General features: G+C 63.4%; 15 protein-coding genes. 6 read left to right on the top strand and 9 right to left on the bottom strand.

The features are described from left to right. Positions 1-651, top strand: a complete 651-nt coding sequence (locus tag V1283_RS32375; protein WP_334390682.1) for a 3-oxoacid CoA-transferase subunit B — start codon at positions 1-3, stop codon at positions 649-651. Continuing rightward, positions 651-1310 (top strand): GNAT family N-acetyltransferase, encoded by a 660-nt coding sequence (locus V1283_RS32370; RefSeq protein ID WP_334390681.1) that lies wholly within the window; start codon positions 651-653, stop codon positions 1308-1310. The genes V1283_RS32375 and V1283_RS32370 overlap by 1 nt, the downstream gene beginning before the upstream one ends. A gap of 29 nt (positions 1311-1339) precedes the next feature. Here V1283_RS32370 and styB read toward each other — a convergent pair whose 3' ends face one another. Continuing rightward, entirely contained in the window at positions 1340-1822 is a 483-nt protein-coding gene (styB, locus tag V1283_RS32365; RefSeq protein ID WP_334390680.1) for a styrene monooxygenase NADH-dependent flavin reductase subunit StyB, read from the bottom strand. A gap of 10 nt (positions 1823-1832) precedes the next feature. Then, entirely contained in the window at positions 1833-3083 is a 1251-nt protein-coding gene (gene styA / locus V1283_RS32360; protein ID WP_334390679.1) for a styrene monooxygenase subunit StyA, read from the bottom strand. 123 nt (positions 3084-3206) lie between these two features. On the opposite strand from styA, the gene V1283_RS32355 reads away from it, so the two are divergent. Continuing rightward, positions 3207-4103 (top strand): LysR family transcriptional regulator, encoded by an 897-nt coding sequence (locus tag V1283_RS32355; protein WP_334390678.1) that lies wholly within the window; start codon positions 3207-3209, stop codon positions 4101-4103. Positions 4104-4255: 152 nt separating this feature from the next. On the opposite strand, the gene V1283_RS32350 is transcribed toward V1283_RS32355, so the two are convergent. From V1283_RS32350 to V1283_RS32330, 5 genes are all read right to left on the bottom strand, one after another. Beyond that, positions 4256-5902, bottom strand: coding sequence for an ABC transporter permease (locus V1283_RS32350; RefSeq protein WP_334390677.1), 1647 nt, complete (start codon positions 5900-5902; stop codon positions 4256-4258). Positions 5903-6005: 103 nt separating this feature from the next. Further along, a complete protein-coding gene (locus V1283_RS32345; RefSeq protein WP_334390676.1) occupies positions 6006-7031 on the bottom strand; it encodes a Fe(3+) ABC transporter substrate-binding protein in 1026 nt (341 codons plus the stop codon). Between the two features lie 190 nt (positions 7032-7221). Then, positions 7222-8589, bottom strand: coding sequence for an MFS transporter (locus tag V1283_RS32340; protein WP_334390675.1), 1368 nt, complete (start codon positions 8587-8589; stop codon positions 7222-7224). A gap of 77 nt (positions 8590-8666) precedes the next feature. After that, the gene (locus V1283_RS32335) at positions 8667-10196 is read right to left on the bottom strand and encodes an aldehyde dehydrogenase (protein ID WP_334390674.1); all 1530 of its coding nucleotides are present in this window, start codon (positions 10194-10196) and stop codon (positions 8667-8669) included. Further along, complete coding sequence (locus tag V1283_RS32330; RefSeq protein WP_334390673.1) at positions 10193-10843, bottom strand: GntR family transcriptional regulator; 651 nt, start codon at positions 10841-10843, stop codon at positions 10193-10195. Before V1283_RS32330 ends, V1283_RS32335 begins: the two co-directional genes overlap by 4 nt. Positions 10844-10991: 148 nt before the next feature. On the opposite strand from V1283_RS32330, the gene V1283_RS32325 reads away from it, so the two are divergent. The 3 genes from V1283_RS32325 (at position 10992) to V1283_RS32315 (ending at position 14566) form a co-directional block, all read left to right on the top strand. Further along, a complete protein-coding gene (locus V1283_RS32325; protein WP_334390672.1) occupies positions 10992-11786 on the top strand; it encodes an alpha/beta fold hydrolase in 795 nt (264 codons plus the stop codon). A 118-nt stretch (positions 11787-11904) separates the two neighbouring features. Beyond that, a complete protein-coding gene (locus V1283_RS32320; RefSeq protein ID WP_334390671.1) occupies positions 11905-13854 on the top strand; it encodes a PASTA domain-containing protein in 1950 nt (649 codons plus the stop codon). A gap of 226 nt (positions 13855-14080) precedes the next feature. Continuing rightward, positions 14081-14566: a Crp/Fnr family transcriptional regulator gene (locus V1283_RS32315; RefSeq protein WP_334393254.1), complete on the top strand. Its 486-nt coding sequence runs from the start codon at positions 14081-14083 to the stop codon at positions 14564-14566. 2 nt (positions 14567-14568) lie between these two features. On the opposite strand, the gene V1283_RS32310 is transcribed toward V1283_RS32315, so the two are convergent. Beyond that, a complete protein-coding gene (locus tag V1283_RS32310) occupies positions 14569-14799 on the bottom strand; it encodes a hypothetical protein (RefSeq protein ID WP_442895794.1) in 231 nt (76 codons plus the stop codon). 212 nt (positions 14800-15011) lie between these two features. Continuing rightward, positions 15012-15845 (bottom strand): metallophosphoesterase family protein, encoded by an 834-nt coding sequence (locus V1283_RS32305; RefSeq protein ID WP_334390669.1) that lies wholly within the window; start codon positions 15843-15845, stop codon positions 15012-15014. Between the last annotated feature and the right edge of the window lie 6 nt (positions 15846-15851).

The following is a 15851-nucleotide window of genomic DNA, read 5'->3' as shown; positions in this document are numbered from 1 at the left end:
ATGGCCTGGACCCGTGAACAGATGGCAGCGCGCGCCGCGAAAGAGTTGCGTGACGGCTATTACGTCAATCTCGGCATCGGCATTCCGACGCTGGTCTCGAACTACATCCCCGACGGTATCGACGTCAGCCTGCAGAGCGAGAACGGCATGCTCGGCATGGGACCTTTCCCCTATGAGGACGAGGTGGACGCCGACCTCATCAACGCCGGCAAGCAAACGGTCAGCGAACTGCCTGACACCAGCTATTTCTCCTCGGCCGATTCCTTCGGCATGGTGCGCGGCGGCCATATCGATCTGTCGATCCTGGGCGCAATGCAGGTGGCGCAGAACGGCGATCTCGCCAACTGGATGATCCCGGGCAAGATGGTGAAGGGCATGGGCGGCGCGATGGATCTCGTCGCTGGCGTCAAGCGCGTCGTCGTCGTCATGGAGCACTCCGCCAAGGATGGACCGAAACTCCTGAAGACGTGCAATCTGCCGCTGACCGGCGAGAAGGTCGTCGACATGGTGGTGACGGATCTGGCCGTCTTCACCATCGACAAGCACGGCAAGGACGGCATGGCGCTGATCGAGCTCGCCGACGGCGTCACGCTGGACGAGGTGAAGGCGAAGACCGAAGCCGAATTCCGCGTCGCGCTGAAGAACGCCTGATGGCGGCGGGGCGTTCGCTGCCTGCGATCCGTCCCGCGCGCGCCGAAGACGCCAGCTTCATTGCTCGCAATATCCTGGCCTCACAGCGCGGCCCGCTGCGGCGCGGCTGGTTCGACATCGCGCTCGGCTGGCCAGAGCCGCAATGCCTGGCGTTCGTCGAGCGCATTGCGACTGCGCAACAGCTCTCATGGTGGCACGTCTCGCAATTCATCATCGCCGAAGTCGAAGGAAAGCCGGCGGCCTCGCTGTGCGCCTTGCCCGCGTCCGGCACGCGCGCCGCCGTGCGGGCGGCGATCGAGGCCGCGGCTGATGAAGCCGGGCTCGACCCGTCGGAGCCGGCGGCGATCTTCCGGCGTGGCGCCTATGCGGCGAATTGCTGGGTTCAGGGCGGCGAGGACGACTGGCTGATCGAGCATGTCGCCACGCTGCCGGAATATCGCGGACGCGGGCTGGTGCAGGCCTTGATCGAACACGCGCTGGAGGCCGGCAGCGTTGCGGGCTTCAAGCGGGCGTCGATCTCGTTTCTGATCGGCAACGAAGCAGCCGAGCGATCTTATTCCAAGGCAGGCTTCGCCTTCGCCGAAGAGAAGCGCGACGCTTCATTCGAAGCGCTGACGGGTTCGCCGGGCTTCCGCCGCTTTACGCGCGCGATCCCGTAAGGACTGCTCGAAAATCTGCGTTTGTCTGCTCAGCGGTCGACCGGCTTACCCGGGCCCAGATGGTAGCGGCTGGAGAAGAACACCAGCGGGAGACTGTCGCAGTAATCGCACTCCGATACTTCGGCGATGAACAGGGTGTGGTCGCTGACGTCGATCGTCCGCGTCACCTCGCAGGCGAAAAACGCCACGCAGTTCGACAGCCGCGGCAGGCCTTCCACGATTTCGTAATCGGGACAGGTGTCGCGCAATCGATCCGCAAAATGTTTCGATAGCGCCTTGGCCTGTTCCGGCAGCACGTTGACGCCGTAGCGCCCGCTCGCCGACATCGCCTCATGCGTCCTGCCGGGCTTGACCGAGACCAGCACCGTCGGCGGCGAAAGGCTGATGGTGACAAAACTGTTGGCCGTCATGCCGCAGACCTCGCCGTGGGAATCGAGCGCGGTCAGCACCGCAACGCCGGTCGCAAAGCGCGATGCGGCCTGGCGGAAGGCGAGTGGGTCGGCGCGCTGCATCTCACGCCCCTCACGCCGTCGCCCGCACCGGCGCCGCGGGCGCGGTCTTGCGCTCGATCCAGGCATGGATGCGGTCAGCCGATGCAACGCGGTCCCATTGGTTATCTGGATAGTTGAAGTTCTCGGTGAACTCGTCGGCGAGCGCCTGGTTCTGGCTCATCGCGCCGATCAGCATGCCGAGCGCCTCCGAGGGCGGCTGCAGCATGATGTTGGTCCAGCGCGCGGCCGCCAGCACGCGGTCCTGTCGCTTCAGGTCCACCCTTTCGCAGAAACGCGCGTCGAGCACGTCGGCGTTGACGATCTCCTCGCCGAGCACGAACGCGGCGTAGGAGGCGACGTTGGCGCCCTGTCCCATCATCGGATCGACCACCGAATGGACGTCGCCGAGCGCGATGGCGCATTTGCCGCCGTTGAATTCCACGACCGTGTTGCGAACCGTCGGCACCACGCCGCCCTGCAGCAGATCGAGCGGCTGCGCCAGATCAAAGCGCGCGATGTCGATGCGATCATAGGTGGTCGGATGATGCTTCTCGAGCTTCTCCAGCACGATGCGCAGGAAATGCTTGCGGTCAGCCTCGTAGTTCAGCGTCGCAAGCTCTTCCATGTCGCCGCCCGGGACGTTCTCCATCAGCAGCGCACTGGCGATACCGCCGAAGGTGATGGTCGGAATCACGATCATCTCGCCGTGGCCCGGCGAACCCGAAAGCGTCACGTTCATCGGATCCGGCTCGCGAACGCCGGTATAGAGGCCGACGCAGAGCCGCCGCTGCGGCTGCGAATAGGGCGAGTGCTCCGGCCGGTAGGCGAAGAGCTGGCCGAGCGGGCCCTTGCCGCTGGAAACGACGAGCAGGTCGAACCGGCCGACCAGCGGCGCGATATCGCTTTCCTCGATGTGCCGGTACTCGATCCTGCCGCCGCGATCCGCAAAGTCCTTCATCAGCACCGGCAGATAGATCCGGTAGTCGACGGCGCGGCTCGGCCGCGAGAAGTAGCCGCGGAAGCTGATCGGCTCCGGGAAATTGAAGAAGTGATCATGGTAGTAATAGTGATGCTTCGGGTCGTTCCAGTGATTGACGCCGAGATAGTCTTCGCGCGCGATCGTCACGTGGTGGTGCGCGACCGTGTTCAACAGGCGGATGCCGCGATATTCGTCCGGCGCGCGGTCGGTGATCAGCGTCGCGTCGACGCCGTGCTTCTGAAGATACAGGGCCAGATGCAAGCCGGCGATGCCGGCCCCGACGATCCCGATGCGCCGTCTCATGTCCGCCTCCCCAGAGGTTTGTTCGGGAGCTGGCCTCCCGTTGTTGACCGCACCCTAGCGGCGAACTTGCCCGAGAAAAATGGAATGGATAGGATATGATCTATTCCTCATAGGAATGATCAAATGGACCGGATCGACTGCCTGCGCGCCTTTGTCCGCTCGCTCGAGGGCGGCAGTTTTTCGGTGGCCGCCAACGAGCTCGGCATCGGTCAGCCGGCCGTGAGCAAGCGGATCGCATTGCTCGAAAGCGAGTTCGGCACGCAATTGTTCTTTCGCACCACGCGCAAGCTCAAACCGACGCCCGAGGGCCACCGCATCTACGATCTGGCTCGCCAGATCCTTGGAAGCTTCGACATGGCGCGGGCCAACGTCGAGGAAAATTCGCTGCGGCCGAGCGGCACGCTGCGGGTCAGCCTGCCGTCGTCGTTCGGCCGCCGCTACCTGATGCCCGTCATTGCCGAATATGTCCGGACCTACCAGGGGGTTCGCCTGGACATCCGCTTCAGCGAGCGCTTCGTTAATCTCGTGGAGGAGGGGATCGAGCTGGCGCTGCGGATCGGGCAGCTCGAGTCGAGCACGCTGGTCGCCCGGCGGCTTGGCACGGTGCGGCGCTATCTGGTCGCGACGCCGACCTACCTTAAAGGCCGCTCGGTGCCGCGCGCGCCCGAAGACCTCAGCGCACACCAATGCATCGTCTATTCGCGTCTGCCAGCCGCCAATGACTGGATATTCGAATCCGAACATGGTCGCCATGTCGCTTCGATCGGCGGTCCGCTGCTGGTCGACGATGCCGACGCGATGGAGCAGGCGGTGATGCATCACCTCGGCGTCGCGATCCTGCCGGAGTGGAGCGCCGTCGCCGGCATTCGCAGTGGCCAGTTGCAGAACCTGCTGCCGGATTTTTCGATCGCCGCTCTGCCGCTGCACGCCGTCTATCCCGAGACGCACTGGATGTCGCTGCGGGCACGCAGCTTCCTGGACCTGTTGATCAAGCGTGCGGGGCAATTCTCTACGCCGTAAGCCTGCTACCGTCGTCCCTGCGAACGCAGGGACCCATACGCCGCGGCCTCTCGTTAAGATGACGGAGTAGAGACCTTCTTCAATCAACAGATGACCGGGATTATGGGTCCCTGCGTTCGCAGGGACGACGAACAGTTCTGTCGTTGCTCAACCTATGCCGGCCCGCTCGGTATGTCCGAAAACCGCGTCAGCCACGCCACCGGGCCGATGCTGGCGGCGACGATCAGTAGCGCTGCCAGCGCGCCTTCCTCAAAGCTGCCGCGGCTGGCGTACTGGTAGATCGAGGTCGCCAGTGTTTCGACATTGAGCGGCCGCAGCAACAGCGTCGCCGGCAACTCTTTGAGGCAATCCACGAACACCACGATGACCGCGCCGAGCATGGCAGGGCGCAGCAGCGGCAGATGGATCAGCCGCATCGTCGTGGTCTGGCCAGCGCCGACGGCACGCGCGCTGTCGTCGTAGTCGCGCGGAATCCGCTCGAACCCGGCCTTGATGAATCCGGTCGGCACCGCGAGAAAGCGGATCACATAGGCGATGACAACGGCGGCGCCGGAGCCGACCATGACCAGTCCCGGCAGCGATCGTCCGAGCGATGCGGCGAGCGCATTCAATGCGTTGTCGATGGCGAGCACCGGCGCGAGCAGCCCGAGCGCCAGCACCAGCCCGGGCAGCGTGTAACCCAATTGCGCGATGTTCATCGCCACGAAGCGCAGCCGGTTCGGTCGCCAGCGCCAGGCCAGAATGGTCGCAAAGCCGAGCAGCAGCGCGGCGAGCGTGGCCAGGCTCGCGAACGCGACCGAGTTGAAGGCGTCGCGCCACAACGCCATGTCGAAATTCGCAAACAGCCCGCGCTTGAAACTCTGATGCGCGAGATACAACAGCGGCACCAGGAATCCGAGGCAGACCGGCAGCAGGCAGGCGGCGAATGCCAAACCGCCCTTGATGCCGGCAAGCGTCGTCCGCTGCGTCAGCCGCGGGCTTTCGGCGGAAAACTCCGTCGTGACATTGCGCCGGCCGTAGCGCTCGATCGCGATAAGTCCGGCCACGATCGCCAGCATGAAGCAGGATAACTGCGCAGCTCCGGCAAGGCTGCCGCGGTTGAGCCAGGTCGTGAACACCGAGACCGTGAGCGTGCGGACGCCGAGATATTCGCTGGCGCCGATGTCGTTCAGCGTTTCCAGCGACACCAGTGCTATGCCGACCGCGAGCGCGGGACGTGCCATAGGCAGCGAGATGCGCCAGAAGGTGGTCCAGCGTCCGGCGCCGAGCGTCTTCGCGGCCTCGGTGAACTCCGCGCTCTGGAACTGGAACATGGTGCGCGCCGAAAGATAGACGTAAGGGTAGAGCACCAGCGCGATCACGAGGATGGCGCCGGGCAGCGAGCGCAAATTGGGAAGCACGCGCACCGCGTCCTGCAGCGGCAGCCACAGCGAAAGCGTGCGGTGGACCAGGCCGAGCGGCTCGAACAGATCGACATAGACGTAAGCCGCGAGGTAGGTCGGAATCGCGAGCGGCAGCGGCACCAGCCAGAGCAGCATTTGCCGGCCGCGGAATTCGTGCAGCGAGATCGCCCATGCCGTGCCGGTGCCGATCGCAAGCGACAGGGCAGCGACGCCGCCGAGCAGGAGCGCGGTGTCGAGAAGGCTCCGCGGCAGCACGTATTCGATGAGCGGCTGCCAGACGTCAGGCGCCGGCTGCATGGCGAGCGCAATGATGGAGATGACGGGAGCTGCGACAAGAACGGCGGTCGCAACCGCGATTGATGCGGCGATCCGCCCCGAACGCGTGGTCCGGGTCACGTCAGCTCACATCGGCAAGAAGTCGGAAGCCCATGCAGCATTATGCCCTCTCCCGGTGAGGGAGAGGGCATGTTGGCGAAAATGCTGTCGCGACTTGGTGCGATCAATTATCGAACCCGACCTTGTCCACCAGCGTCGAGGCTGCCTTGCGGTTGGCGGCGATCTTGGCGATCGGGAGCGGATCGGCGGTGAGCTTGCCGTAGCCGGCAATCGTCGGGTTGACCGCGACGCCGGCACGGACCGGATATTCGTAGTTGGAGTCAGCATAGATCTGCTGCGCCTTTTCACCCGCAAGCCACTCGATCAGCTTGACGCCGTTGGCCTTGTTGGGCGCGTGCTTGGCCAGCAGGACGCCGGAGAGATTGACGTGGGTGCCGCCGCCCTCGAAGGTCGGCAGGATCACCTTGGTGGCTTCCGCCCACGGCTTCTTCTCGGGATCGTTGTTCATCATCAGCGCCCAGTAATAGGTGTTGCCGATGCCGATGTCGCATTTGCCGGCCGCGACGTCACGCGCGGCTTCACGGTCGCCGCCGGAGGGTTTTTGCGCCAGATTGGCCTTCACACCCTTAAGCCATTCCTCGGCCTTGGCCTCGCCGTACTTGGCCGTGTAGGCCGCGAACAGGCCGTTATTGTAGATGTGCTGGCCGGAGCGGATGCAGATCTTGCCTTTCCATTTGGGATCGGCGAGTTCTTCGTAGGTGATCTTGTCCTGCTTGACGCGGTCCTTCGAGGCGTAGATCACGCGCGCGCGCATCGAGATGCCAGCCCAGTGGCCGTCCGGATCGCGATATTGCGCCGGCACGATCTCGTCGATCACCACCGACTTGATCGGCTGGGTGACGTCGGCCTGCACGGCCTCGTCGATGCGGCCGATATCGACCGTCAGCAGCACGTCGGCGGGGCTGTTGGCGCCTTCCGCCTTCATGCGCTGCTCGAGGCCCGAACTTGCCGAGACGACGTTGACCTTGACGCCGGTATCCTTGGTGAAGGCGTCGAACAGCGGCTGGATCAGCTTGGTTTCGCGATAGGTGTAGACGTTGACCTCGCCGTCGGCGGACGCCGGCGAGGCTCCGAATGCGGTGAAGCAAAGCAACGCTGCCGTTGCGGTGAACGCGCGAGAATTCAGCATGATAAGGGGACTCCGGCCGGGATGGTGACGTAGCCGGACTCAGTAGCGCAGCGGCTGGCGCGCGGGACGCGACGGTATGTCGCGAATGCGCTGATTTAGAGAGATTCCAGAACGTGAGTACCGTTCCGTCGGTCGGCGTCATTTCCGGGTCTGGTGCTGGTGCACCATCCCGGAAATGACGGCCATGCCGTCAGGTCGCCTGCTTCACCAACGCCGGTGCCGTCTCATCGCGTTTCAGTTCTTCCAGGCTACGGTGCCGTGGCTCGATGCCGAGCGCCCAGACCGTTACGATCTGCACCACCAACAGCCCGATCATCAGCGCCATCACACCGGCGACGCCGCGGGCCTCGAACAGCATCACGACCAGGAACGGCGTGACGATGGTGGCGCCGCGGCCGAGCGTGTTGACGATCCCGGAGGCGCGCAAGCGTACTTCGGTCGGGAACAGTTCGGGGATGTAAATTCCGAACAGCAGCGCCACCAGCACATAGATCGGTACCGTCAGCGCGAAGCCTACCGCCGGCAGCAGCATTGGATCTGATATCGTCGGGTAGATGATGCCAAGCGCGACCGAGATCAGTGATGCGCCGATAATGGTCGGCTTGCGGCCCCAACGGTCGGCGGTAAGCGCGCCGATGGCCGAGCCGATCGGTGCACCCAGCGCCATCACCAGCGAATATCCGAACGACGTTGCAATGGTCAGTCCCTGCTTGATGAAGAACACCGGCAGCCAGGTCACGAAGCCATAGAGCAGCGTATTGATCGTGATCAGGCAGACCGAGCCGACGATCATGCGTGACAGCAGCGGCGCCGTGAACAGCGTGGCGAGATCGGGCGATGCCGGAATGGTCGCTGCCGCGGCGGGGGCCGGTAGCGGCTGCCCCTGGGCGGCTTCCTTCTCGATCGACTGCATCAGCGTTTCCGCTTCTTCAGTGCGGCCGACCGCTTCCAGCCAACGCGGCGATTCCGGGAGCGACTTGCGCAGGTACCAGACGATGAGCGCGCCGACGCCGCCGAGGACGAACATCGCCCGCCAGCCAAACTCGGGAACCACCAGTGATGCCACCAGCAGCGACACCGGCAGGCCCGTGACGACGCAAACTGCCATCAGCCCGAGCCATTTGCCGCGCGTTTTTGCCGGCACGAATTCGGTCATGGTCGAATAGCCGACCACGTTTTCCGCTCCCAGTCCGAAGCCCATCACGAAACGGCAGGCGATCAGGATGGTCATGTTTGGCGCGAAGGCTGCGGCCAGTGACGCCAGGCCGAACACCAGCAAATTGAACTGATAGGTGAATCGCCGCCCGTAGCGGTCGCCGAGAAAGCCGGTCGCAAATGAGCCCAGCATCATTCCGACGAAGGTCGCCGAGATGAACATCGCGTTTTGCGGCAGTGTGGAAAAACCGGTCTTCAAGGTCACGCCGAGCACGGTGCCGGCAAGATAGATATCGAAGCCGTCGAAGAACATCCCGATGCCGATCAGGAACATGATGCGGCGGTGGAACGGCCCGATCGGCAGTCGATCCAGACGGCTGCCCGCGTTTACCGATGTCGACATGTATTCGCTCCCCTTTTTCCGTTTGTTCGTTGATGCGGCCTGCCGTCTTCTCTGAACGGTTCGCCGCTTGTTGCCTGCTAGTTCAGTCGTCGCTGGTTTGCCGTGTCGCGATACCAGTCGAACGGCTGGTCGTGCGTCGCGACCATCACGCTCTTGGTGTTGAAATGATCGTCGAAACTTTCGGTGCCGCACTCGCGCCCGATGCCGGAGTCGTCGACGCCGCCCCAGGGCGAGGCGGGATCGAGGCGGTGATGGTCGTTGATCCAGACGATGCCGGCCTTGACGGCTGCCGCCACGCGATGCGCGCGGCCGACGTCGCGAGTACGGATCGCAGCCGCCAGCCCGAACGGAGAATCATTGGCGAGCCGGAGCGCGTCCGCTTCGTCCTTGAACGGCGTCACCGAGGTGAAGGGGCCGAACACTTCTTCCTGGAAAATGCGCATGTCGGATTTCACGTCGGCGAATACGGTCGGTTCGACGAAATAGCCGTTGTCATGGCCGGGCACCTTGGCGGCGACACCGCCCGTCACGAGGCGTGCGCCGTCCTCATGGCCGAACCGCGAATAGGTCAGCACGCGATCGCGCTGCCGCGCCGAGATCACCGGTCCGAGCTGGGTGTTGGGATCGAAGGGATCGCCGATCCGAATGGTTTGCGTCTTTGCCATCAGTTTCTCGACGAACTCGTCATAGATCGACGCCTGCACGATATGGCGCGAGGCGCAGACGCAGGTCTGGCCGGCGCCGATGAACGCGCCGAACGCGGCATAGTTGACGGCGCGATCGACGTCGAAATCATCGAACACCATCACCGGCGTCTTGCCGCCGAGCTCCATGGTCTGGTGCGCGAACACTTTTGCGGCCGCGGCGCCGGCGATGCGGCCGGCCTCGGTGCCGCCGGTCAGCACCAGCTTGTTGATGTCGCCGTGCTCAGCCAGCATCTTGCCGGCGCTTTGCCCGAGGCCGAGGACGATGTTGAACACGCCGGGCGGCAGGCCCGCTTCGGTGAAGATCTGCGCCAGCTTCAGGGTCGTCAGTGGCGTGTATTCCGACGGCTTGACGACGGTGACGCAGCCGGTCGCGAGCACAGCCGCCAGCGACTTGCACAGGATCATCAGCGGATGATTGAACGGGGTGCAGTTGGCGACGATCCCGATCGGCGTGCGCAGGGTGTAGTTCAGGTAAGAACCTTCGACGGGGATGACGGAGTCACGGCGCGCCAGCGCCAGCCCCGCGAAGTAGCGAAAGAAGTCCGGCAGCCGAGAGAGCTGCGCGCGGGTCTCGTTGACGGGCCGGCCGTTGTTCAGCGTCTCCAGCCGGTACAGCGTATCCAGATTGGCCTCGAAGGCGTCGGCGAGGCGATTGACGAGCCGCGCCCGTGCGCGCGTGTCCATGCCGCCCCAGGCCTTGCCTTCAAAGGCCGCGCGCGCGCTTTTCATGGCGCGATCGATGTCATCGGCGGTCGAATTCGGAATCCGCGCGATCACGTCGCCGGTTGCGGGGTTGCGGACGTCGAGCATTTCGCCGGAGCCTGCCTCGACCTCTCGGCCGTCGACGAAATTGCCGTGGATCTCGACGTCGATGGCGCCGGGCTTTGAGGAAATGTTCATGGCTCTCTCCCATCGACGATCACGGCATTGCGCTTCAGCGCCGGCAGCACGCGTTTCTCGGTTTGCGCGATATGCGCCTTGATGAGACGGGCGGCCGTGCGCCCGTCGCGCCGCTGCATCGCCTCGATCAGCGCGACGTGTTCGGCGACGAGTTTTGCTGGATCGTGGCCCTTCAGATTGGCGACGCTGACGCGCACCAACCGGTCGGCCTGTCCAATCAGGTCGCACAGCGCTGCCGCCATGCGGCGGTTGCCGGAGGCATGCGCCAGCGCCGAGTGAAAGGCGCGGTTATAGGCGATGAAGGCTTCATGATTGCCCGAGAAGCGGCGGAATTCGTTCAGCGACTTCAGTACACCGTCGCTTGCGTGCTCGATCGCCTCTGCGACGCAGGCGGGCTCCAGCGCAAGGCGGAATCGCAGCAAGTCGCGCGCATCGGCCAGCGAGATCGGGTTGACCCGGTAGCCCTGGCGCGGCGTCACCGTGACGAGATGCTCGCGTTCGAGCCGCAACAGCGCCTCGCGCACCGGTTGGCGGCTCACAGCGTAGCGCTCGGCCAAGTCCTGTTCGCGCATATCATCGCCTGGCGCAAAGTGACATGTCAGGATATCAGAACGTAGGCTTTCGTAGACGTTATCGCGCAAAAGCATAGAAATTCCTTCAGATGCTTCCTTTAGATAGGCATCTGTGAAATATCACGTCAAGGCAAAAAGGCCTGAATGACACGGATTTTAATCTGGCAATCAGCGGCCTGGTGCGCCAAAAGGGCGCTTGAGGACAATCGAAAGAGAGACCGGGATGGATCGGTTATTTGCGGCAGGCACCGTCAACGCAGCGCAGTCGGGCGATGGGCCGCCGTTGTTTCTGTTCCATTCGCTGCTGTCGGATCGCGCGAGTTTCGACGCCATCGTTCCCGAATTATCGAAGTCGTTTCGCGTGATCGTTCCGGAATTGCCGGGGTTCGGCCGGTCGCAAGCCGTGACGGGCGGTCTGGCGGCGGTGGCTGACCGGATGGCCGAAGCGGTCCGGCATGCCGCCGATGGTGAGGATGCGATCGTGCTCGGCAACGGCTATGGCGGGTTCGTGGCGCTGCAGATGGCCATTCGGCACCCCGGCATCGCGACCAGGCTTGTTCTGGCCGATTGCGGCGCAGCGTTCTCGGAGCCGGGGCGTGAAGCCTTCCGCAGCATGGCGACGGCGTCCATGACCAAGGGGCTGTCGGCGATCACGGATGTTGCGATGCGCCGGCTGTTTGCGCCGGAATTTCAGGCCGCCCATCCGGACCTGATGCAGGATCGCCGCGAGGCTTTCCTGCGCACCGACCCGGAGGTGTTTCGGGCCGCCTGCGATGCGCTGGCGGCCCTCGATCTGCGGCCGGAGCTTGGCAAGGTGAGAGTGCCGGCCCTGGTGCTGGTCGGCGAACACGACGAGGCGACGCCGCCACCCATGTCGCACGAACTGGCCGCGGGCCTGCCGCAAGCCTATCTGGAAATCATCCCGGGCTGTGCCCATGTGCCGCAATTGCAGTCGCCCCGGCTGTTTCTGGATGTCATCGGTGACTTCCTCCCCGTGACCAACGCCGCAGCCGTCTGAGCGGCGCTTCGGTTGGCGAGTTGCCGGGCCGTGACAGAATTGTCATGCAACCAAAACTTGTAGATTCAAATCGTCCCCCTTAGCCTAGCGCAAGCGAACTTTGCACTGGGGGCAAGCCATGGACTTCTTCCGCGCGCATCAAGCTGTTGGGACAACGATCCCGACCTACTTCATCGAAAGCACGGCGCCATACAATGTCGATGACACGGTCGTGCCGCCGCCGGCGCTGCCGCCCGAACTGTCACCGATCGATTCCGAACTGGCGGTGAAGCAGATCGCAGCTGGCCTGCTGAACGGGGCCGACCCCAACCTGGTGGTGATGGTCCACGGCTTCAACAATCCGGAGCCCGCTGTGTTGAGGATGTACACGTCGGCTGCGATGGCCATCGAGCGCGACGAAAAAATTCGCACCCGGCAAGGGCTTGTTTGTGTTGGTTACCGCTGGCCGTCGGAGAAGATGGGAAGCCCCTGGCGCGGCACCTGGGATGCACTGCCGACGCTTCCAACGTGGCTGCTGTATTTTGGCATCATCGTCGTTTTCCTGACATTTCCGCTGTTCTATTTCGCATCGCAGACCAAACAGTGGTGGATCGACGTATTCCGCTACATCTGGAATCCCGAAGCGGTCCATGTCATCACGCTGCTCGGCTGGAGCGTGGCCGGCCTGGTATTGATGGCTACGCTGCTGCGAACCATCGTCTATTTCCGCGACAATTACCGCGCTTCGAACTACGGCGTACCCGATCTTATCCAGGTCATTCGCGCCATCGACGCTGAAGTCGTACGCCAGCATGACGAGAGCGGCACAACCGCCCCACGGCCACGGGTTCAACTTTCCTTCATCGGCCACAGCATGGGTGGTTTCGTCGTCACCAACGCCATCCGAACGCTGTCGGACGTTTTCGCTGCGCCGGTCGAAGCGTTGAACTCCTATGGTTTGGGGGCTTCGCCCGGTGCAAGGCCGGAATCGCCGTCGCACGCGATCGGCAAGGTCTTCGAACTCAAGCGCTTCGTGTTGGCCTCGCCGGACATTCCGGCCGAGACCCTGCTATCCAGCCGCGGAAATTTTCTGGCCTCGGCGTTGTCGCGCTTTGATGAAGCCTATCTGTTCAGCAACGAGGGCGACGAGGTCCTGCGTCAGATCTCGACGCTGGCGAATTATTTCGTGTTTCCGACCAAGAGCAGGAACCACGGCTTCCGGCTTGGCAACGTCGAAATCCTGTCGCGCAATTTCGGCATGATCGACGTCAAGGAAGACAACCTTCTTCGCGTGCTGCGGATCGGAAACCTGACGCTGCAGGAACTCTACGATTCGCTGGAGGATGCCAAGGCTGAACGCCAGCCGAACGCTTCGCCGGCACTGGCCCAGGCCCGGCTACCCAAGGTCTTCACCTATTTCGATTGTACTGACTATGTCGACCGCGACGATCCGGATAAGCCGGCGATTTCGGCGAATGAGCGGCCGCTGCTGACATTCGCAAAGTGGCGCAAGCGCCATGACGCGGAGGCAAAACTACGCTGGTATTCGCATCTCTATTTGCTCGTCATGTATGTGGTGAGGCACCAGAGGCCGAACGTGCATGGCGGCTATTTCGAAGGCCTGCTGTCGCAGGAGCTGATCTACCGGCTTGCCTGTCTTGGTTATGACGGGACGGTCGCCGCGTATGGGAGCGAAGTGGCGTTGGGGACGGCATGCGAGCAAAAGCAAATTCGTATGCTGGTTTCGCCCGACCTGTGGAGGCGCCGGACCGGTCCGGTCGCGCCGCCTCCGCCGACGGATGAAAAGTTGCGGACCGCGACGCGAGCAGCGGCACCCGGATCCGGTGAAGCTGCAACGACCGGTGCCGCGGTCCCGAACTTGGTCGGCATGTCAATTGTTGACGCACGCGCGGCCGTGGCGGCGGTCGGCAATATTCCGGGAAGGCGTGGTATGGAGCCGCAGTTCATGTTGCTCGAAATTACGCGGGAAGCGCCGAACCAGGCGACCGGAACGGTGGTGAGCCAGACCCCGCCACCAGGCGGTCGGGTCAAGGAGCCGGCGTCGATTGAGGTGATCGTGGCGAAGTGACGATGCGGCGCTATGGTCGAACGGCTGGCTCCGTGGTGCCGACAATTTGAGCAGCGCGCCGCGGCTTACCGTTCGACCTTGGCATCGTCAGTGCCTAGAGCGTTTTCAAGCGAAGTGGGGACCGGTTCGCGTCAAGAAAACGCGTCAAATCAAGAATCCAGAGCCCCGTTCCGATTACATCGGAACGGAAAAGGCTCTAGGCTTGGCTGATGCGGAGGTCATGCTGATGCGCGCGGTACTCGACTATTGCACCGGAGCAACCAGGCGAGAGGTGCCGGCAGGCACGCTCGTGCTCCATGAGGGCAGCAAGACCGGACATCTGTTCGTGCTGCTCGAGGGAAGGCTGGAGGTCATCAAGGGCGATAGCGTCGTCGCCGTTCTGACCGAGCCGGGGGCGATGCTGGGCGAAATGTCGGTCCTGCTCGATCAACCGCATACCGCGACGGTGCGCGCCACCGTCGATTCCGTCGTCTACCAGTTCGACGACGCCGCGGCGTTCCTGCGCGACCAGCCACAGGTCTCGCTGTTGATCGCGCGCCTGCTGGCGCAGCGCCTCAACGTCGCCAACACCTATCTGGCCGATTTGATGCATCAATATGCCGGGCAGGGTAACCATCTCTCGATGGTCGGCGAACTCCTGCAGAGCATGATCAACCTGCCGCCGACAGAGGTCTCGCCAGGCTCGGAGCGGCAATCCGACCCGCGCGTATGATTTCATCGATTATTTTTTGAAGATTTGTCGGCGTCAGGCGTCTTGGTCACGGCCCATGGATCATACTTTTCCCTGGAATCGGGAATGCGCTTGAGTGCTTCCTGATAGGCCTTGTCGTCGACCTTCGGCTTCTTGTCCGCGGCTCTTGTATCGTCGCTCTTATGCCCCCGCTTGCCGCCCCCCATCTGCGCCTGTGCGGGCACAGCCAACAGCGCCAGCACCGCCACGGCCATCGCCAAGGTCCTCATCGTGCTGCATCTCCTTAGCCATCGCCCGAGGCGAGGCTACTTCGCAATCCGTCGACGGCAAAGTTAAGAACGCAACCTCTCCGGAATTTAATGATTGCACAAAAATGCAAGAGACCGGCCGCGAGGGGCCGGAAGTCGCGGGGTCCGCTTTATCCTGATGAGTCGGCATGGCCCGGTGGCCCAATGATTTCTTTGATTTAGCGCGGTTCTTCGAAGCTTGCCGAAAGATGCGAAACGGCTTCGGCAATCCGACCCAAGGATATAAGCCACGGCGGCGGGTTCACGATTTCCGCCGCCGGCCGCTGCAAGGGTGCGTTGAGGTCGATACGTTGCGCTTCCCCGGCCGCGAGCCAGAACGCGGCGCCCTCGTCGAGGTCGAGCACGATACAGACCGGCGGGCGGCCGTGCTGCAGGCCGGTGTTGAAGACCCAAGTGTTGCCGAGCCGGTCGAACCACGAGCCGTCGGGGATGAAGGGTGACTGATGTACGTGGCCCGAGATCACCATCGACGGCTGGTACTGTGCGATCCACTGCACCAGCTCGACATCGCCGAAGAACCGCTTGCCGCCCCAGCTCGTCGGCGAATTCGCCGGTGGCGCATGATGCACCCAGATCCAGCGCTGCGGCCGCTTGGCTGCGGCATCGCGAAGCTGGGCTTCGATGCGGCTCTTGACCAGCGGTCCGTCCCACCACGGACACACGGTGAAGCGCGTGCTACCGATGGTGAGGTCGTCGCCGTCGCAGGCGATGCCGAGTTCACGGACCTCGCTGACCCAGCGCGCGATCTTTTCGCCCTCGGCACTGCGTTCGTCGAGGTCGTGATTGCCCGAGCACAGAATGACCCGCGTCATCCCTGACAGCAGCGACAGGTATTTCTTCACCACGAGGATTTGCGCGCGGAAATCGACGAACGATCCGACGTCGAGCGCGTCACCCGCAAAAATGACAACGTCGAACTGAGGCGCCGCCGCGAGCAGCCAGTCGAACTGCGGCAATGAATAATGCAAATCGGCAACGACGAGGCAGCGCATAAAAAT

Source organism: Bradyrhizobium sp. AZCC 2262, assembly GCF_036924535.1.
In the GTDB taxonomy this organism is placed as follows: domain Bacteria; phylum Pseudomonadota; class Alphaproteobacteria; order Rhizobiales; family Xanthobacteraceae; genus Bradyrhizobium.
The sequence above is the reverse complement of the archived record's forward strand: the minus strand, read 5'-3'. Positions and strand labels throughout refer to the sequence as shown.